Source organism: Arcticibacter sp. (assembly GCF_053551015.1).
In genome coordinates, this window is record NZ_JBMQOB010000006.1 from 43,120 (window position 1) to 62,311 (window position 19,192).

The 19,192-nt window shown below is 47.1% G+C and carries 13 protein-coding genes; 9 read left to right on the top strand and 4 right to left on the bottom strand.

Annotated features, from left to right (window positions below):
* Positions 1-4: 4 nt before the first annotated feature.
* From ACO1NU_RS02370 to rhaM, 7 genes are all read left to right on the top strand, one after another.
* Positions 5-1,615 carry an arylsulfatase gene (locus tag ACO1NU_RS02370; RefSeq protein WP_448816850.1) on the top strand — a complete coding sequence of 537 codons (1,611 nt, stop codon included), beginning with the start codon at positions 5-7 and terminating at the stop codon, positions 1,613-1,615.
* A 58-nt stretch (positions 1,616-1,673) separates the two neighbouring features.
* Positions 1,674-4,541, top strand: coding sequence for a glycoside hydrolase family 2 protein (locus ACO1NU_RS02375; protein WP_448816851.1), 2,868 nt, complete (start codon positions 1,674-1,676; stop codon positions 4,539-4,541).
* A 153-nt stretch (positions 4,542-4,694) separates the two neighbouring features.
* Positions 4,695-6,596: a rhamnogalacturonan lyase gene (locus ACO1NU_RS02380; RefSeq protein ID WP_448816852.1), complete on the top strand. Its 1,902-nt coding sequence runs from the start codon at positions 4,695-4,697 to the stop codon at positions 6,594-6,596.
* A gap of 30 nt (positions 6,597-6,626) precedes the next feature.
* Positions 6,627-7,412, top strand: coding sequence for a rhamnogalacturonan acetylesterase (locus ACO1NU_RS02385; RefSeq protein WP_448816853.1), 786 nt, complete (start codon positions 6,627-6,629; stop codon positions 7,410-7,412).
* 27 nt (positions 7,413-7,439) lie between these two features.
* Positions 7,440-8,585 carry a glycoside hydrolase family 88/105 protein gene (locus tag ACO1NU_RS02390; protein ID WP_448816854.1) on the top strand — a complete coding sequence of 382 codons (1,146 nt, stop codon included), beginning with the start codon at positions 7,440-7,442 and terminating at the stop codon, positions 8,583-8,585.
* Between the two features lie 5 nt (positions 8,586-8,590).
* Entirely contained in the window at positions 8,591-11,596 is a 3,006-nt protein-coding gene (locus ACO1NU_RS02395) for a DUF4982 domain-containing protein (protein WP_448816855.1), read from the top strand.
* Between the two features lie 36 nt (positions 11,597-11,632).
* A complete protein-coding gene (gene rhaM, locus ACO1NU_RS02400) occupies positions 11,633-11,926 on the top strand; it encodes an L-rhamnose mutarotase (protein WP_448816856.1) in 294 nt (97 codons plus the stop codon).
* Here the strand turns inward: rhaM and ACO1NU_RS02405 are convergent.
* Positions 11,923-13,512: a M1 family metallopeptidase gene (locus tag ACO1NU_RS02405; RefSeq protein WP_448816857.1), complete on the bottom strand. Its 1,590-nt coding sequence runs from the start codon at positions 13,510-13,512 to the stop codon at positions 11,923-11,925. The genes rhaM and ACO1NU_RS02405 overlap by 4 nt on opposite strands.
* A 99-nt stretch (positions 13,513-13,611) precedes the next feature.
* Complete coding sequence (locus ACO1NU_RS02410) at positions 13,612-14,733, bottom strand: metallophosphoesterase family protein (RefSeq protein ID WP_448816858.1); 1,122 nt, start codon at positions 14,731-14,733, stop codon at positions 13,612-13,614.
* 123 nt (positions 14,734-14,856) lie between these two features.
* Between ACO1NU_RS02410 and ACO1NU_RS02415 the strand changes: the two genes are divergently transcribed.
* Complete coding sequence (locus ACO1NU_RS02415) at positions 14,857-15,633, top strand: trypsin-like serine peptidase (protein ID WP_448816859.1); 777 nt, start codon at positions 14,857-14,859, stop codon at positions 15,631-15,633.
* Here the strand turns inward: ACO1NU_RS02415 and ACO1NU_RS02420 are convergent, their stop codons facing one another.
* The gene (locus tag ACO1NU_RS02420; RefSeq protein WP_448816860.1) at positions 15,634-16,434 is read right to left on the bottom strand and encodes a DUF3298 domain-containing protein; all 801 of its coding nucleotides are present in this window, start codon (positions 16,432-16,434) and stop codon (positions 15,634-15,636) included.
* A 2-nt stretch (positions 16,435-16,436) separates the two neighbouring features.
* Positions 16,437-17,894 (bottom strand): PQQ-dependent sugar dehydrogenase, encoded by a 1,458-nt coding sequence (locus ACO1NU_RS02425; RefSeq protein ID WP_448816861.1) that lies wholly within the window; start codon positions 17,892-17,894, stop codon positions 16,437-16,439.
* Between the two features lie 167 nt (positions 17,895-18,061).
* Between ACO1NU_RS02425 and ACO1NU_RS02430 the strand changes: the two genes are divergently transcribed.
* Positions 18,062-19,081, top strand: a complete 1,020-nt coding sequence (locus ACO1NU_RS02430) for an aldo/keto reductase (RefSeq protein WP_448816862.1) — start codon at positions 18,062-18,064, stop codon at positions 19,079-19,081.
* Positions 19,082-19,192 lie beyond the last annotated feature (111 nt).

Below are 19,192 nucleotides of genomic sequence, written 5' to 3' on the forward strand. Positions count from 1 at the left end.
CCGTATGTTGAATATAAAAAGAGAAATAGTTCTCGCACTCAGTTTATCTGCGTTTTGCCTGATGTCAATGGCTCAGGAAAAGCGGCGTCCTAACGTCATCATTATTCTTGCAGACGATATGGGATACTCAGATATCGGGTCTTTTGGGTCGGAAATCAATACCCCGAACCTCGACGAGATGGCCAGCCAGGGTCTTAAGATGACGCAGTTTTACAATGCCTCTCGATGCTGTCCCACCCGCGCATCTCTGCTCACCGGATTATATCAGCATCAGGCCGGTGTAGGTGATATGATGAATACGCGTCCGCAGCCAGCTTATCAGGGTTACCTGAATGATAACTGTGTCACCATTGCTGAAGCTATGAAGATAACCGGATACCACACCTTTATGGCTGGTAAATGGCACGTAGGTCAGGCTCCCGATAACTGGCCTTTGAAAAGAGGGTTCGATCGATATTTTGGCCTGATTGATGGTGCGGGGAGTTATTTTGGCCTTGCCCCTTATCGCCCTAATCAAACTATAACCATTGCGCTTGATGATAAACCAGTACAGCCGGGGGATGGATATTACTCCACAGATGCCTATACAGATTATGCCCTTCGCTTCATAGAAGAAAAACGTTCAACAAAGAAACCTTTCTTTCTCTACCTGGCCTATCAAGCGCCACATTGGCCACTTCACGCATTACCTGAAGACATTGCCAAATACAAAGGCAAATACCTGAAAGGCTGGGATCAGCTTCGTAAAGAGCGCTTCCTGCGGATGAAAAAGCAAGGTATTCTGAATGAAAACGCGGAGCTCTCAGCCAGAGATGAACGTGTTCCCGCATGGGAAACGCTGTCAAAAGCCGAGCAGGAAAACTGGGACCAGAGTATGGCGGTCTATGCGGCGATGATCGATCGTATGGATCGGAATATCGGTCGGCTAAGGACAAGGTTAAAGGAAATAGGCGAGGATGATAATACAGTCATCATGTTCCTCTCAGATAATGGTGCGAGCAACGAAAGTATCCGGGGCAATGGGTTTTTACCCTCCATTATAGAGGCAAGCAAGAGACCTGCAGGTCCTGCCGATTCATTTACAGCCTACGGGTTTCATGGAGCGAACTTAAGCAACACGCCATTTCGCCTTTTTAAACACTGGGAGTATGAAGGAGGAACAGCAACACCGTTTCTGGCTTTTGGCCCTTCTATCGTTAAGCCGGGAACAGTCAGTGAACAGCCGGGGCATATTATAGATCTGATGTCAACCTGCCTGGATCTTGCCGGCGGCAGTTACCCGGAGAGTTTCAAAGGGAAGTCGGTAAAGCCAACTTCAGGTCTGAGCCTTGTTCCCCTGATGAAGGGCGAGCGCTGGGCTGGCCATGATGCGCTGTTCTTTGAACATGAAGGCAACCGGGCAGTACGCAGGGGAAAATGGAAGCTGGTTTCCAACTTCCCGGATAATAGATGGCATTTGTACGATATGGAAGCAGATCGCTCTGAACTTCACGATCTGAGTGGCAGGAATCCGGACAAGGTAAAAGAGCTGAGTGAACTTTACGAGAAATGGGCAGCAAGATCGGAAGTGATACCGTTTGAGCAACTCACGCAACGTGCCACAGATAAGTTTTGATCACTCTTGCCGAACTAAATAAGAATTGCACACAAACTATACGATAATTATAAACACAATGAGTTTTAGAAAGAACTTTCTGACAGTATGTTTAGCCGCTTCGCTCTCACTTCCGGGTTGGGCGCAAAAAGCAGAGACGAAGGAGATCCGTTATATTTCAGGTACAGATAACAAGAACACGGTTACGTGGGACTTCTGGTGTACAGGCGGTCGGAAAAGCGGTGTATGGTCTAAAATAGAGGTTCCTTCTCATTGGGAACAGCAGGGATTCGGATCATATAACTATGGACGGGATTACGTTACCTACGGAAAGAACTTCCGGTTTGCCGATGAAAAGGGGATTTACAAACACCAGTTTACCGTTCCGTCGGACTGGAAGGCAAAGGATGTATTCATCGTTTTCGAAGGCTCTATGACCGATACCGAAGTGAAAATTAATGGAAAGCTGGCGGGACCTGTTCATCAGGGATCTTTCTACAGATTCAAATATAATATCGCCGATAAACTTCATTTCGATAAACCCAATCAGATAGAGGTGATGGTGAGTAAAATGTCTGCAGACAATTCGGTCAATAACGCAGAACGTCTTGCAGACTACTGGATCTTTGGGGGGATTTTTCGTCCCGTTTATCTCGAGGCACTTCCAAAAGAGCATATAGATTACACGGCTATCGACGCAAAGGCAGATGGCGCTTTCGCAATGAACGTGTTCCTGCGGAATGTGGAGGCTGGACGTGATATCCGGGTTGAAATTAAAGATGTGAAAGGGCGGGTAGTCGGTACAGCAAGCGCCAAAACTCAGGGGAGAGACTCCGTTGTGCTTCTCAGAACTAAGGTTAGCAAGCCCCTTCAGTGGACAGCCGAAACACCCAATCTCTACAGGGCAGATGTGAGTATCCGTAATGCGGACAAGCTCAGTTACCAAACCTCAGAAAAGTTCGGTTTCAGAACCATAGAGGTTCGCAAAGGCGACGGTATCTATGTAAATGGTACCAAGATCAAAATGAAAGGCGTTAATCGCCATGTCTGGTGGCCGGAAACCGGCAGATCGGTCAACAATGAAATAGATCTCAACGATGTGAAGCTCATCAAGGAGATGAACATGAATGCCGTTCGTTGCTCTCATTATCCTCCGGACAAGGCCTTTTTGCAATACTGTGATTCACTGGGCTTATATGTCCTTGATGAACTTGCAGGTTGGCAGAAAGCCTATAGCACAAAGGCGGGTTTACCTCTTGTAAAGGAGATGGTTATACGGGATGTTAATCACCCTTCCATCATTATCTGGAGCAATGGAAATGAAGGCGGACATAACTTCGACCTGGATAAAGAGTACGGTAAGTACGATCTTTCTAACAGGCCTGTTATCCATGCTCACCACAAACCGGGTAACGCATTCGGTGGTATTGACTGCAACCATTATGAGGACTTCTATAGCACACAAAAAATACTTGCCGATACCAATATCTATATGCCTACCGAGTTCCTGCACGCTCAGGATGACGGAGGAGGGGCAGTTGCCCTGAACGAATTCTGGGATCTGCACTGGAATTCGAAAAAAGGTGCAGGAGGCTTTATTTGGGATCTCGCCGACGAAGGTGTTGTGCGGACGGATCAGAACGGCATTATTGACGTAAACGGGGTTAATGCACCGGATGGTCTCGTTGGACCTCACAGAGAGAAAGAGGGAAGCTTCAATGCAATCAGAGAAATATATTCACCTGTTAAGATTACGTTGAAAAACCTTCCTGAAAACTTTAAAGGTGATATCCCGGTTGAAAACCGTTTCCACTATACCAATTTAAATCAGTGTACCTTCAAATGGGAGTTGGTGAACTTCAAAGCCCGCGAAGACGAAACAAGTGGCTATGCCGTGAAAAAGGAGGGTAACTTAAGTGCCCCGTCTATTGCTCCGGTTGCAAAGGGCACTTTGAAGCTGAAGTTGCCAGGCGATTGGAAGAGCTATGATGCACTTACATTAGCGGCGTTTGATCCGTCAGGAAACGAACTCTATAAATGGGTGTGGAAGGTCAAGACAAATACCCAGCTGCTTAAAAATATGGTTGTGACATCCGGTGCAGATGCAGTTTCAATATCCGAGTCTGACACCTTAATCACTATGAAAGCAAGTGGTATCTCCGTCTCTATTAACAAGAAGAATGGCAGACTTGCCGATCTTGCGAATGATTTCAGTGCAAAACTATCCTTTACTAACGGTCCGGTATTAGTTACTGGTAACGCGACCTTCTCCGCAATAAGACATTTCAAAGAAGAGGATGGACATGTTGTGGAAGCAAGCTATACAGGCGACATGAAATATGTACGCTGGAAAATGCATAGCAGCGGCTGGCTGGAGATGACATATGAATACGCCTTGAACGGGACCTATCCGTTTGCGGGTGTTACGTTTAACTATCCAGAGAACTTTGTCTTAGGAGCTAAATGGCTGGGACGTGGTCCTTACCGGGTCTGGAAGAACAGGATGCAGGGTGTAACTCACAACGTGTGGCAGAATAGATACAACAACACTCATACCGGCAGTGCTCCGTGGATCTATCCAGAGTTCAAGGGATACTACGATGATATTACCTGGATGGAACTCAACACCGTGCAGGGTAAGTTCACCGTCGCAAGTGCTGATGAGAACTTATTCGTACGCTTATTCGACTTTTATGCGGTGTCAGGTGCGAAGCCGTCTCCCGAGTTGCCGTCGGGTGATATCTCCTTCCTCGACAGGATTCCACCTGTCGGAAGCAAGCTGGCGCTGAACATTAACTATAACACCTCTGCGCTCGGCCCGCAGAGCGAGCCAAACAAGATCGCAGGAAGCACAAAGAGAACATTGTATTTCTACTTTGGCCTGCCGAAACCGCTGACTGAAAACAAGCAGTTTGTAATGCCAAAAGAGAACATTCTGACGGATTAATCAAGCCGCTGTAGAACAAGCTGGCAGAATCCATACTGAAGATTCTGCCAGTTGTTTTGATCTCCGGGCTTGCCGCCAACCGATGCAATACTGCCCATGCAATCAGCGTGACGTACTAACCAAAAGACTAATAATTATCATTAAAACCTAGATATGAAACCTAAGTCATTAGTCCTGACTGTAATGCTGGTCATGTGTTCCCTTTTTTCCCATGCCCAGCGTACGATGGAAAACCTCGGTCGCGGCGTAATAGCGGTGAATAAAGGTGGCGGCGTAGTATATGTGGGCTGGCGTTTACTTGGAACGGATCCTGAAGATATCGCCTTCAACCTGTATAGAACAATCGCGGGCGGTATACCCGTCAAATTAAACACGCAACCGCTTAGGCAGACCACCGACTTCGAAGATAAAAAAGCCGATATCAGCAGATCAAGCGCCTATTTCGTCCGAACAGTCATCAAAGGAAAAGAAGCCGAAGCAAGCACTTCTTATACACTATCCGCTCATGCACCCGCTCTGCCGTATTTATCCATTCCGCTACAAACTCCCGAAAAATATACGCCAAATGATGCCTCGGTAGGCGATCTCGACGGTGATGGAGAATATGAGATCATTGTGCATCAGGTAGGAGTAGGCAGAGATAACTCTCATGCAGGCTTTACCACTGCTCCGATCTTAGAGGCCTACAAAATGGACGGTACTTTCCTGTGGAGGATTAATCTCGGCAGAAATATCAGGGAGGGAGCGCATTATACGCAGTTCGTTGTGTATGATCTGGATGGAGATGGCAAGGCGGAGATCGCTTGCAAGACAGCCGACGGCACTATTGACGGACAGGGAAAATGTATCGGCGATTCAACAAAGGACTGGCGCGATAGCAGAGGCTATATTTTAAAAGGGCCGGAGTTCCTTACCGTGTTTGATGGTCTTTCCGGAGCTGAGATAAGTACAGTAAAATATATACCTGGCCGCCATCCCGAAAAAACAGATCCTGAACCCGAAGAATTGAAGGAGATCTGGGGAGATGGAAGAGGAAATAGAATGGATCGTTTTCTTGCAGGAGTGGCCTACCTGGATGGCAAGAATGCCAGTTTAGTCATGTGCAGAGGGTATTATACCCGATCGGTAATTGCTACCTGGGATTTCAAAGACAAGAAGCTGCAAAGCCGTTGGGTTTTTGATAGTGACGCCACTCCGGAAAATCGGAAGTTCCGCGGCCAAGGCAACCACAACCTGACCATAACTGACGTAGATGCTGACGGCAAGGATGAGATTGTATACGGCGCTATGACTTTGGATGATAACGGGCAGGGCCTCTACAGCACGGGACTAGGGCATGGTGATGCCCTGCATGTCTCCGATCTGGATCCTTCAAGACCAGGTTTGGAAGTATTTGATATCCAGGAAAGATTTGACGACGCTGGTGCGAGCTTCAGAGATGCACGAACAGGTGAGGTTATCTGGAAGAAGGCATCAATAAAGGCAGGTGATGATGGCGAAGGCCCGGGACGGGGCTTATCTCTCGACGTTGATCCCCGCTATGAGGGTTTTGAATCCTGGGTGCTAGGCGCAGGAATTACAGGCATGTTCGACGTAAAAGGAAATAAAATTTCCGAGACCAATCCATCCGTAAACTTCGGAGTCTTTTGGGATGACGATATGCTCAGCGAGCTTCTTAATAGCACTACAATCAGTAAATGGGATTACCTTGCCGGTAAGTCAAATGTTTTATTTGATGCTGCCAGGTATGACTGTGTGAGCAACAACGGCACGAAATCAACACCTGCCCTGAGTGCCGACTTACTCGGTGACTGGCGTGAAGAAGTTATATATAGAACGCGTGATGGGAAAGAGCTGCGAATCTTTACTACGACCATTCCCGCAAAAAACAGACTATATACCTTTATGCATGATCCGCAATATCGCCAAAGCATAGCCTGGCAGAATGTGGCCTACAACCAGCCGCCTCACACAAGCTTCTACATCGGTCCTAACATGAAGACCCCTCCACGGCCTCACATAAGCGTTCCTAAGCTTCATACAAGAAAAAAATAGCAACACTCATCCTTAAGCAATCAATAATCGATGAAGAAATTTAGTCGCCGCAAATTATATCCGCATCAATGGTTTATTCTCATTGTTCTAGCCCTGACCGTTGCAGGTTTTACGCTACCGCAACATCCAACACTCTATATTATCGGTGATTCTACTGTCCGTAATAGCAACCCCTCTTTCATGGGTTGGGGGACAGCTATTCAGGACTTGCTTGATACCAACCGGATCAGCGTTCGCAATCACGCCATGGCTGGCAGGAGTACCCGGACTTTTCTAAAAGAGGGACGATGGGACACTGTTTACTCGAGGCTTAAGCCCGGCGACTACCTCATGATGCAATTTGGGCATAATGAAGGCAGTGTGCCCGATACAACCAAAGGTGGATACCGGGGCGTATTGAGAGGTATTGGAGAAGAAACAAAGGACCTCGTCTGGCCGGACGGGACGCCCGAAACAGTTCATACCTATGGCTGGTATATTCGCCATTTTATCAGGGAAGCAAAATCCAAAGGAGCTATTCCTGTTGTTTTGTCTATGATCCCCCGAAATAGCTGGAAGGATGGAAAGGTCGTAAGAGCAGACAAAGACTTCGGACTCTGGGCCAAACAGGTCGCAGAACAGGAGGGTGCATATTTTATTGATCTTAACGGGATCACAGCTGCACGATACGATAAGATGGGACCTGCTCAGGTGAAGGGGCTTTTTCCTACCGATCATACCCATACCAACCCTGAAGGTGCACGAATAAACGCGGAATCCGTATTGAAGGGACTCAAGAAGCAAAAGCGAATAGGACTCTACAAGTTCCGGAAATAAAAGGCTAATCAATAAAAAAATACAACCATGAAAATACTCCCATGCAGGCTATCTGCCATTGTCGCCATTCTGATTTTAACAGGATGTGCAATTACAGCTGAAGCTCAAAAGCTACCCAATAAAAAACGCGTTCTAAAAGTGATGCGTGCGACGAACGACTATTTCATGAAGAAGTGGCCGGACCCGGGTAAGGAGATCATGACCAACAGGGTACGCCCCAGTAATATCTGGACGAGGGGAGTGTACTATGAAGGCCTCATGGATCTTTACCGCATCGATAAAAAGAAAGCCTACTATGATTACGCCGTGGAATGGGGAGAAAAACATAAATGGGGCCTGCGAAATGGAACGACTACCAGAAACGCTGATGACCAGGCCTGTGGTCAGACCTATATTGACCTCTACCTGATTGATCCCCGCCCGGAGCGCCTTGCTGATATCAAAGCGACCATAGACAATATGGTCAATAGCCCAAAATCAGACGACTGGCACTGGATTGATGCGCTGCAAATGGCCATGCCCGTTTTTACCAGGCTGGGGATATTGCATAATGATACCCGGTATTTTGATAAGATGTATGATCTCTACAGCTTCGCAAAGTATCAACACGGTGGCAAAGGACTTTATAATCCGGCAGACAAGCTCTGGTGGAGAGATAAAGATTTCGTGCCTCCATATACCGAGCCTAACGGCGAAGATTGCTATTGGTCCAGAGGAAACGGCTGGGTAGTAGCAGCATTGGTGAGGACTCTTGATCTGCTTCCGCAGTCGGATCCCCACTATAGTGAATATCTGCAGGATTATAAGGATCTGGTGCAGGCTCTTCTCCCTGTTCAGCGTGCCGACGGCTTCTGGAACGTCAGCCTTCATGATCCCGGCCATTTCGGAGGCAAAGAGACCTCAGGAACCGCCTTGTTTGCGTATGGTATGGCATGGGGGATCAACAAAGGGATTCTCAGTCGTGAGCAGTACCTGCCGGTTGTTATCAGAGCATGGAATGCCATGAGCAGTGAGGCGGTCCATAAAAACGGCTTCCTCGGGTATGTACAGGGAACCGGTAAGGAGCCCAAGGATGGTCAGCCTGTAAGCTATACCTCTATGCCTGATTTTGAAGATTATGGTCTGGGTTGCTTTCTTTTAGCCGGAACAGAAGTTTACAAGCTCAAAAAATAGACATCATGATGTTCTTCAACAGAAAAGTCTTTCTTGCCTGTCTTTGTTGTTTATTTCTGCTTGCAGATGCTGTCTACGCTCAGCGGAGCAAATATAATTTTAATGCTGGCTGGAAGTATATGGTCGGTGATCCAACGGAGGCAAAGAACTCGGATTTTGACGATTCTCCCTGGAAATCTGTTACACTGCCGCGTGCTTTTAATGAAGATGACGCCTTTAAGGTGGCCATAGATCAGCATACAACAGGTATAGTCTGGTACAGGAAACGGTTCAAGTTACCGGCGGGACAGGCAAATCGTAAGGTCTTCTTAGAGTTTGAAGGCATTCGTCAGGCCGGCGATTTCTACCTGAATGGCGAGTATATCGGTAAACATGAAAACGGAGCAATGGCCTTTGGGTTCGATATAACAGATCAGGTGAAATATGACGGAAAGGAGAACGTCCTCGCTGTGCGGATCGATAATTCCTGGGATTATAAGGAAGTGGCTACCAACACGAAATTCCAATGGATCGATAAGAACTTCAATGCGAACTACGGAGGAATTCCGAAAAATGTCTACTTGCATATCGCCGACAAGCTTTACCAAACGCTTCCGCTGTATTCGAATCTGAAAACACAGGGCGTATATATATATGCTCAGGACTACGACATTCCCGGCAAATCGGCTACTATAACCGCTCAGTCTGAGATCAGGAACGATCACCCGGAGACGCGGAATTTTACCTACGAAGTGGAAGTTATGGATCTGAAAGGGAAATCTCTGAAGGTATTCCATGGAGATGATGTTCAAATAGCTGCGGGTGAAACAAAGGTCGTACATGCTTCAGCCAGGCTGTCGAAGCTTGAGTTCTGGAGCTGGGGATACGGCTATCTGTACACCGTCGTAACCCGGCTGAAGTCTTCGGGGAAGGTCATTGATGCAGTCGCAACCCGCACAGGTTTTCGCAAAACAGACTTCTCCGGAGGAATGGTCCGCCTGAACGATCGTGTGCTGCAGATGAAAGGATATGCCCAGCGTACCAGTAACGAGTGGCCTGCCGTGGGGATGTCTGTCCCTGCATGGATGTCCGACTTCAGCAACCGGATGATGGTCGAAAACAATGCGAATCTTGTCCGCTGGATGCATATCACTCCCTGGAAGCAGGATATCGAGTCATGTGACAGATTAGGTCTCGTCCAGGCTATGCAGGCGGGCGACGCTGAGAAGGATGTAGAAGGGACCCGATGGGTGCAGCGAACGGCCCTCATGCGCGATGCTATCATTTACAACCGGAATAATCCAAGTATTCTGTTCTATGAGTCAGGTAATGAGTCGATCAGCGAGGCGCATATGCAGGAGATGAAAGAAATCCGCGACCGCTATGATCCCCATGGCGGAAGAGCGGTCGGATCCAGAGAAATGCTCGACAGCAAAGTCGCGGAGTACGGTGGTGAAATGCTCTATATCAATAAAAGTGCCCACATACCGATGTGGGCAATGGAATACTCCAGAGATGAGGGACTTCGAAAATATTGGGACGAATATTCACCTCCTTTCCATAAGGACGGAGACGGGCCCTTGTATAAAGGGCAGGATGCGAGTATCTATAACCGCAATCAGGACTCCCACGCTATAGAAAATGTGCGACGTTGGTTTGATTACTGGACAGAGCGCCCGGGAACAGGAGAACGCTCCAGCGCGGGAGGGGTAAATATTATTTTCTCAGATTCTAACACGCACTTCCGCGGAGCTGAGAACTACCGGAGAAGCGGTGAGGTAGACCCCATGAGACTGCCCAAAGATGGCTACTATGCTCATCAGGTGATGTGGGACGGCTGGGTCGACATAGAGAAACCCCGCATACACATCATCGGCCACTGGAACTACGAACCGGGAACCAGAAAGAACATTCATGTGATCTCAAGTGCTGAAAAGGTTGAACTGTTCTTGAACGGTCAGTCTCTTGGCCAGGGTAAACAAAGCAGCCGCTTCCTGTACACATTTGATCAGATCGTTTGGACGCCGGGTAAATTAACTGCAGTAGGGTATGATCAGGCAGGGAAGGAGCTTTGCAGACAGGATATCTCCACAGCCGGAAAACCTCAGTCTATTCGTCTGACGCTGCACCAGGGGCCGGGCGGCCTCAAAGCAGATGGTGCTGACCTCGTACTGGTAGATGTGGAAGTTGTAGATGCAGAAGGCAATCGCTGTCCTACTGCACTCAATATGATCAATTTCGAACTGAACGGTCCCGCCGAATGGCGCGGAGGAATAGCGCAGGGACCAGACAACTACATCCTGTCTAAGAGCCTGCCGGTAGAAGGTGGAATAAACAGAGTGATCATCCGTTCTTCAACAAAGCCCGGTAAGATCAAGTTAAAAGCGAGAGCTGAAGGACTGCAAACGTCAGATATTACGCTTAGCTCTGCTGAGGTCAAAAATGCCGGTGGCCTGTCCAGGGAGCTACCGGGATCAGAGCTTCCGGTCTACCTCGGAAGAGGAGCAACACCTTCGTACCCGTCTTACGTCACCTCCAGAAAGGCCCTTCATGTCGTGAAGGCAGAAGCTGGATCGAATCAGGATAAAGCGAAAATGAGCTATGACGATAACGAATTGTCTGATTGGTTTAACGACGGAAACCTGGCTACCGCATGGATCAACTACATCCTCGATCGTTCCGCTCCAATAAGTGAAGTGACATTGAAGATGAACAACTTCCGTACGAGAAGCTATCCATTGCGCATTACTGTGGACGGTAAAGAGGTTTACAGAGATTCCACGCAAAGAAGCCTGGGATATTGTACTGTCAGGTTCCAGCCAACAGTCGGCAAAAGCCTTAAGATCGAACTTCTCGATTCGAAAGCTGAAGCGAAGGACATGTTCGGAATAGTAGAATTGACGGGCAAGAAGCTCGATGACGGGGTAGCCCGCGATGATAAAAATTCCAGAGGGCGCATCAGTATCCTTGAAGTGGAAATCTATGAACGACTAACCGAGAACTCTGGCTTATTAAAGCCGGCAACTATATAAACCAAACAACCAATTATGCAAAGTGTCGCATTTAAAATGAAACTAAAGCCCGGATGTAAAGAAGAATATCAGAAGCGTCACGAGGCGATATGGCCTGAGCTGAAGGATCTGCTGCAAAGCAGCGGGATATACGACTATTCCATATTTCTCGACGAAGAAACCAATATTCTCTTTGCCATTCAAAAGCAGCGCGGCGAACAGTCTTCTCAGGACCTGGGAGCTACAGAAGTCGTTCAACGCTGGTGGTCCTATATGGCCGATATTATGGATACAAATCCGGATAACTCGCCCGTCAGTATACCACTAATGCAGGTCTTTCATATGGATTAACGGGCAAGCTCAATATAGAAGTTCGTGGTATCAACCTCTATATTCTGCAAAGTCAGTCCTTTGATCTTTACCGGACCGTAAGCCCCGGAGCTGAGTGTCACGAACTGATACTCAGCTCCCTTTTTTCGTATTCTTACAGGCATGGAAAAGTCTTTAACATCTGTTTTCCACCTGCCCCATATTTCACTCCCCTTTTTGATCATCTCAAGCTTTGGGAGACTCGTGAACTGCAGGTACTGCTCAAATATAGGAGCCAGTTCCATTCCGGCATGCTTGCTAATGTAATCTATGATCTGCTGCGAGGTCACCGTCTGATGGTAGAACTCTTTGTTCAGACCCCGTAGAATCATTCTCCACTTGCTGTCGTTGTTGATGATAGCCCTGATCATGTGAAGCATATTGGCCCCCTTCGAGTACATGTCCCCTGACCCTTCTTTGTTAACGTGATAGTGGCCGATGATTGGCACGTCATTTAAGATCTGCCGTCTTGTTCCCACAATATACTCCGCTCCGGCTTTTTTCCCGAACATGCTCTCCACAAAAAGGCCTTCCGAATAGCTGGTAAAGCTCTCGTGAATCCACATATCAGCAATGTCGCAACACGTGATATTATTGCCGAACCATTCATGCCCTGATTCATGAATGATGATGAAATCCCACTTCTTTCCCCATCCCGTGTCAGACAGGTCGCGCCCCAGATAGCCATTTTGGTAACCATTCCCGTAAGCAACCGCACTTTGGTGTTCCATCCCGAGATACGGCGTCTCGATGAGCTTGAAGCCATCTTCATAAAAAGGATAGGGGCCGAACCAGTACTCCATGCTTTTCAGCATGGGTTTTACATTATTGGCGAAGTGAGTCTTCGCCTTTTCGACATTAGAGGGCAATACCCAGTAGTCCAGGCTCAAAGTGCCTTTTTCTCCCTCATACGAATCGCTCAGATGGACGTAGTCCCCAATGTTCAACGCGATATTGTAAGTGTTTATAGGGCTCTTTACAATCCAATCATAGCGGCTGTATCCGTCCGCCTGCTCTGTTACGCCCCTTAATCGTCCGTTCGATATATTCTTTAGTCCACTGGGTACTTGCACACTGATCAGCATGCTGTCTGGTTCGTCAGATAAATGGTCTTTCGTTGGCCACCAGGCACTGGCACCCATACCCTGTACAGCCGTCGAGACCCATGGTTTTCCACCCGGATCCTTCGCAAACACCATTCCCCCATCCCATGGCGCTTTATTCGCAACCGTCGGTTTACCTGAATAATAAACCGTAAACGAGTCCTTACGCCCCTCTCTGATCTTCTCAGGAAAGTCCACGAATACAGCGTTAAACTCCCTTTTAAAGGGGAGCTCCTTTCCTTGATACATGATTCTTTCCACCTTCAGATTAGCGAAAAGATCGAGCTGCAGCCTGCTGAAATCTTCTATGGCGGTAAATCTGAATTCGTTTGACCCTCTGAGGGAACGGTCCTCCAGATCCACTTTCACATCCAAATGATAATAGTTTACATCATAGCATGACCTCAACGCGGTTAATTGTCCCCTCAGCGAGTCCGCGCGACTAAATGTAACCTTTGGTACCATCAGTTGCGCCTTAACAGTACAAGGCAGGGTGAATAAAGCTAAAAGACAGAGGTAGTAAAATTTCATCGTATAAACTGGCAATGCCGCAAGTTAGAAAAATTAACGGGCGATTGTTACTTCAAAGGTCTCGAAAAGAATCGCCGGAAGATCACTGTCCCCCGGCATATGATGTGGTATCGTGTAGTACTTTCCAGTGACCTTCAAACCATCTTTCTCTCTGGCTACAGCGAGTTTTAGAAACCCATGCTGACTGAAGCAATAGTTCTGGAGGCGCACATTCCCGAACAAGGGGCTTTGGTCGGTATATGCCTGATCTTCCGGATCTGCAATGGGATGCAGCTCATCATAACCTCCCGCGCCAGCAACGATGAAGCTGACATTCTTACTCTCATACGTTTTAATAAAGCGTTGGTAATTATGTACATGCCCGCTGAATACCATATCAGGAATAACCCCTGACTCAGTAAAAGCTTCCTCCAGGAAAGTGATCATCGGGAGACTTGAACCGTGATTGATGTCCGCGGAGTATGGCGCATGGTGCAGGCATACAAAGATCGCCTTATCGGAAAGCCGGGAGGCGTGTTTGAGTTCACCAATGAACCACTCTTTCTGCTCGTCGGTTATAATGCCATACTTAGGCACATTGCTATGCAAGCCGATGATCGTCACCATCGGTGTTTCAAGTGTCCAGTACACATTTGGTTGCGTGGAGCTGAGCCTCTTGTGGTCCTGACAGAAAGAGATATCCCGCGACTCGGTATCGCAAAAGACGCTGCAAAATGCCTGCAAACTGGTGTATGGCTCTGAAGACTGGGGATTTACGTCACTATCGTGGTTGCCTGCAATCGCAAAAATAGGAGCTGGATAAGCCGAATACGCTTCGAAAAACTGATGAGGGTATTCACTTGCTTCACCAAAATTATAAACAACGTCTCCCAGGTGATACAGGAACATCGGATTCCCCTCTTCATCTGCATCAAATTGCCTGATCATCTTAGACACAACCACCTTTTGAAAATCCGTATTCCGGACCGATCCTGTATCTCCCACCATGTGCATAACCAATTGGTCTTCACTGCAGGGTTCGATCAGGGTGCGCAGATCAACGCGGTAAGGATATTTTCCTGAAGGTGTTGGCAGGCTAAGAAACTTATCGCTATCGTCATGTTGATTCAGTTTAAAAACCGGGGTGTTCCTGAGAAGTGAACCATGTTGGTGCATAAGGATGTGTTTAGATTTACAAAACTACCTTTATTAAACAGGGTTTATATCATGATATTGTTAAGTATTGAACACAAGAAATCACCTCCCATAATTTGAACAGGGGAGGGTATACCGTACATAATGAAGAAACTTGCTTTAATTTCCCTTGTCTGCCTCGTATCTGCCTTTTCCACATCCCTGGCTCAAAACTGTAATAAGGAGCTCAGTAAGAACCGAAGAGTTCGCGTGAATCCCCCTCAGCTCAAAGGTGATCTGTTGAAAGTGGTCCAGCTGGATATCCGCCGGAAAGTCTGGTTCTGGAGCGAAAAGTACAATGCTACTGCGGCCTTTATTCACCCCAGAGTCCTGATCACCGCAGGGCATAATCTCACAGACAGATTTGATCCGGTCTCCCGCATTCGGATTACTGTAGGGTTTACCAGCAACACGGTGTACCTCAAACAACAGGACGTCTATACCGAAATGAACAAGAATATTTACGTTCTTTCATCCTACAGAGATAACCCCACGTATGAAGATGATTACGGCATCATTATACTGCCTGATGATTCGCTGTATAAGCGTGCGGGTGGGCATTTTATCCTGACGCCCTACGTGCCGTCACGACCTCCCAAAGAACTTTTTCTAAGTGGTTATCCTGACCCCGTGACTGGTATAAAGTTGTGGACCGATAGAACGCAAAACTTCTTCTATACACCCAGCCTTTTGCGTTACGACTTCTTCACGGTAGAAGGATCAAGCGGATCGCCGGTTTACACAGGTGCCAACCAACTCGTTGGTATCCACTCCGGTGGTTTCGAAGAGCAGAATGTCTGCAATATCGGTACACCCATAACAGAAAAGATGAAGTCCCAGATCAGACAGTGGTGCCGTCAGCACGGAATCACTATCCAGTGATCACTCCGCTTTGTACAGATGACTGATTGCCGACTCTGGCTTTAACAAACTCCGGATCTCGCTATAAGGAAGCAATAATTCGGTCCGTCCCGATGAATAGGGTTTGATCTCATACTCGTTGTAGACATATCGAATTCCTTCGGGGGTGAAAAGATAGTTTTCGTTGAGAGCAAATGTATTATCTTCGAAGAAGTACTGCTTTAAGGGATCTGAGGTTGATATTCCCTCGTTCTTTCTGAATATCCGCTCTGCGATGGCCTTCAAAGAATCTCTTGATCCTGGCTTCAGTACATCATCCAGGAGGATCTGTTTTCTTGCCCTGCCATCCCAGTTAATAAAGCTGAGCAATGTCCCTCCATGCGCCCCTCCGGTGTAAATGTAGCTGTCTACGACAATTCCGATAAGCTGGTCATTACGTACGAGCTTGGTCTTGCTAGTCAGATTGTACACTCTGTTATTAAAATTAGGGTCCAGCTTAAAGCGGCGATAGTCAGCCATAAAACCCTCTACCATCTCATCGACGGATGAATAGGAGGTCTCTGTCGTATATATGCTTTGAATCCGTTTGCTCAGGGAGTCATTCAGCGCCGGCTGATCAGTAAATTCCGGATAGGAAATATCCAGGATCCGGCAATCTTTGCTCAAGGTGCTGTCACAGTCTTCATCATTCTGGTGCAGTACTTTCATCGTATACACAGTGGTATCGGTACTCACGCTGTCGGGCGAAAGTTGTGTCGGTTTGTTGTTCGAACAGCTGCAAAAGATGCTTAATGCGGCAACAAAAGAAAAGAATCTGAACATATTTATTTCGATAGTGGAACTAATTTGTAAACTGTACCGGGAGATTCAACAGCCATATAGATATACCCGTCCGGTCCCAACCGTACATCCCGTACTCTGCCAATATTTTTAAAGAGAATCTCTTCATGGGTAACTTTATTGTTCTTTACCTCACTCCGATTCAGGTATTGAAACCTCAGAGCTCCCGAAAGGATGTTGTTCTCCCATCCGGGATACTTCGTTCCTTTAACAAAAGCCATACCACTTGCAGCAATTGAAGGCAGCCAGTAGTGTTGAGGTTGCTCCATACCCGCTTTCGCAGAAATATTGCTGATGATCTTGCCATTATAGTTGATGCCGTAAGTGATAACCGGCCAGCCATAATTTCGTCCGGGACGGATAATATTGAGCTCATCTCCACCCCTCGGACCATGTTCGTTTGACCATAGCTCCTTCGTGTCAGGATTGAACGCGAGTCCCTGCGGATTGCGATGACCATACGAATAGATGGTTCCCTGTGCTCCGGTAGTTTTTAGGAACGGGTTATCAGCAACCGGACTGCCGTCGGTTTTAATTCTGTGAATCTTTCCGAGATCATTTCCCTTTATTTCCTGCGGATTTTGTTTCTCATTTCCGCGTTCTCCAACCGAGAAGTAGAGGTATCCCTTATCGTCGAAAGCCAGCCTTGATCCATAATGGTGACGCGTTCTCGAATAAGGCTTCGCCACAAAAATATCTTGTTGGTCAGTCAGTGCATTTCCGTTTAACCTTGCCTTCATGATCGCTGTTGTTGCCAGAATAGCACCTCCCTCGTTCTTTGGCTTTGAATACGATAGATAAATCAGTTTGTTAGATGCGAAACCAGGATCAATAACAACGTCCAGCAATCCACCCTGGCCTTGTGAGAGTACCTCGGGTACACCACTGATCTCCACTTTTGACTTATCGCTCTTTGCCCGGTACAGCTTGCCGTTTCGGTCAGTTACCAACAGTTCATTTCCAGGTAAGAAAGCGATTCCCCATGGAACATCCATTCCTGCAACAACGGTGTCCAGCCTGATCGTCATTTTTTCCGTCTTGAAAATGTTTGACTTTGGCTTTTCATCAGCCGTATAGCGGTTTACGTTCTTGATTCCTGTGAGTATATAATCGGCAAGCGCCTGGATCTCCACATCGGTGAATGCAGCATCAAAAGCAGGCATTCCTTCTTCAGGATACCCATGCTTAATGGCTTTCATGAGATCTTTTTGAGTGTTCCCGTGCTTCCACTGTCTGTCAACAAAAGCATTCATGTGCTCTCCGTGGCAGCCGCTGCAATTGGCCATGTACAGATTGGCGACTTTATTGTTCCTGATCGTACTGTCCTGCTGTGTTGTTTTGCCCGGCGCCACCCGTTTACCGGCGGTGCCTCCATTATTAAAGCTCAAACAGATCATTAGAAAAAAGACCAGAACGGTCGCGGCGCTAAAGTATTTCAACATATTGTGGAAAGTGTATGGTTTAGTTTTCGTGTTAGTGTGGCTAAAATAGTGATTTGTCCCCGATGATTCCTGACGTCAATCACGAAATAATATTTAATTATCAAGTATGACTTCTTTATAATTGCAGGAACTACAATTTGTTTTTTTTAAAAATCAAAATTCTGATAATGATAAGTATACACCCTGATCAAAATCGTCTGCCTAAAGTGATATTTGGAACAAGCGCCCTCGGCAACCTCTATGCAGCGCTTGACTATGCAGATAAGCTCGCCATCGTTGCAGAATGCATCAGGCATTCACCCAAGCCAGTCGTTTTTGATTCGGCGGGAAAGTATGGTGCCGGTCTGGCTTTGGAAGCTTTGGGGGCAAGCCTTAAAGATCTTGGTGTTTCATCAGAAGACGTTATTATCAGCAATAAGCTGGGCTGGATGCGCACTGAACTGCTTGGCTCTGAACCTACCTTTGAACCAGGTGTATGGAAAGATCTCGAATATGATGCTGTTCAGAACATTAGTTACGATGGCATAGTCGCCTGCTTCGAACAGGGCAATGACCTTCTGGGAGAGTACAGCCCTCAGATGGTCTCCGTTCATGATCCTGACGAATACCTCCTTGCAGCTAATAGTTCTGAAGATGAAGCAAAAAGGTATCAGGATATTCTGGATGCTTATCGCGCGCTGTCTGACCTGAAGGATATGGGTAAGGTTAAAGCCGTCGGGGTAGGAGCAAAAGACTGGCATGTCATTGAACGTATATCCAGGGACGTGAAGCTCGACTGGGTAATGATCGCCAACAGCATGACGTTGCACAGCCATCCGGAGGATCTTCTGTCGTTCATGAGGCAACTGGAAGAACAAGGAGTTATGATCATCAATTCGGCTGTTTTCAATGCCGGTTTCCTGATTGGCTCCGATTACTACAACTATCGTCTTACCGATAGAGATAAAGACGCTGAACTGTATAAATGGAGAGACTCTTTCTTCGCTGTTTGCGAGAAGTACAAAGTTAAGCCTGCAGAGGCTTGTGTACGTTTCGGACTTTCTGCTCCCGGCGTCAGCTCAATTGCATTGAACACGAGCAGCGCCAAACGCGTGAAACAAAACGTGGAAATGGCTAATGTCGATATCCCTCTGGCCTTCTGGAAGGAGCTGCAGGAAAAGGGCCTTATCCAAACCATTCTCGCATAAACGGTGATTTATTGTTCAGTCCTTTACAGGGCTGAACAATAAATTTCTCACACCCTGAAAAAGGAAAATAAAATTGCATTTTAGATATTGATAATCAGTCACATATCTAAA

What these genes read in the sequence shown, in the direction of transcription:
- ACO1NU_RS02395 (WP_448816855.1), top strand. Translation starts at nt 8,591, where the DNA reads ATGATGTTCTTCAACAGAAAAGTCTTTCTTGCCTGTCTTTGTTGTTTA.
- ACO1NU_RS02390 (WP_448816854.1), top strand. Translation starts at nt 7,440, where the DNA reads ATGAAAATACTCCCATGCAGGCTATCTGCCATTGTCGCCATTCTGATT.
- ACO1NU_RS02415 (WP_448816859.1), top strand. Translation starts at nt 14,857, where the DNA reads ATGAAGAAACTTGCTTTAATTTCCCTTGTCTGCCTCGTATCTGCCTTT.
- ACO1NU_RS02420 (WP_448816860.1), bottom strand. Translation starts at nt 16,434, where the DNA reads ATGTTCAGATTCTTTTCTTTTGTTGCCGCATTAAGCATCTTTTGCAGC.
- ACO1NU_RS02375 (WP_448816851.1), top strand. Translation starts at nt 1,674, where the DNA reads ATGAGTTTTAGAAAGAACTTTCTGACAGTATGTTTAGCCGCTTCGCTC.
- ACO1NU_RS02380 (WP_448816852.1), top strand. Translation starts at nt 4,695, where the DNA reads ATGAAACCTAAGTCATTAGTCCTGACTGTAATGCTGGTCATGTGTTCC.
- ACO1NU_RS02430 (WP_448816862.1), top strand. Translation starts at nt 18,062, where the DNA reads ATGATAAGTATACACCCTGATCAAAATCGTCTGCCTAAAGTGATATTT.
- ACO1NU_RS02370 (WP_448816850.1), top strand. Translation starts at nt 5, where the DNA reads ATGTTGAATATAAAAAGAGAAATAGTTCTCGCACTCAGTTTATCTGCG.
- ACO1NU_RS02385 (WP_448816853.1), top strand. Translation starts at nt 6,627, where the DNA reads ATGAAGAAATTTAGTCGCCGCAAATTATATCCGCATCAATGGTTTATT.
- ACO1NU_RS02405 (WP_448816857.1), bottom strand. Translation starts at nt 13,512, where the DNA reads ATGGTACCAAAGGTTACATTTAGTCGCGCGGACTCGCTGAGGGGACAA.
- ACO1NU_RS02410 (WP_448816858.1), bottom strand. Translation starts at nt 14,733, where the DNA reads ATGCACCAACATGGTTCACTTCTCAGGAACACCCCGGTTTTTAAACTG.
- rhaM (WP_448816856.1), top strand. Translation starts at nt 11,633, where the DNA reads ATGAAACTAAAGCCCGGATGTAAAGAAGAATATCAGAAGCGTCACGAG.
- ACO1NU_RS02425 (WP_448816861.1), bottom strand. Translation starts at nt 17,894, where the DNA reads ATGTTGAAATACTTTAGCGCCGCGACCGTTCTGGTCTTTTTTCTAATG.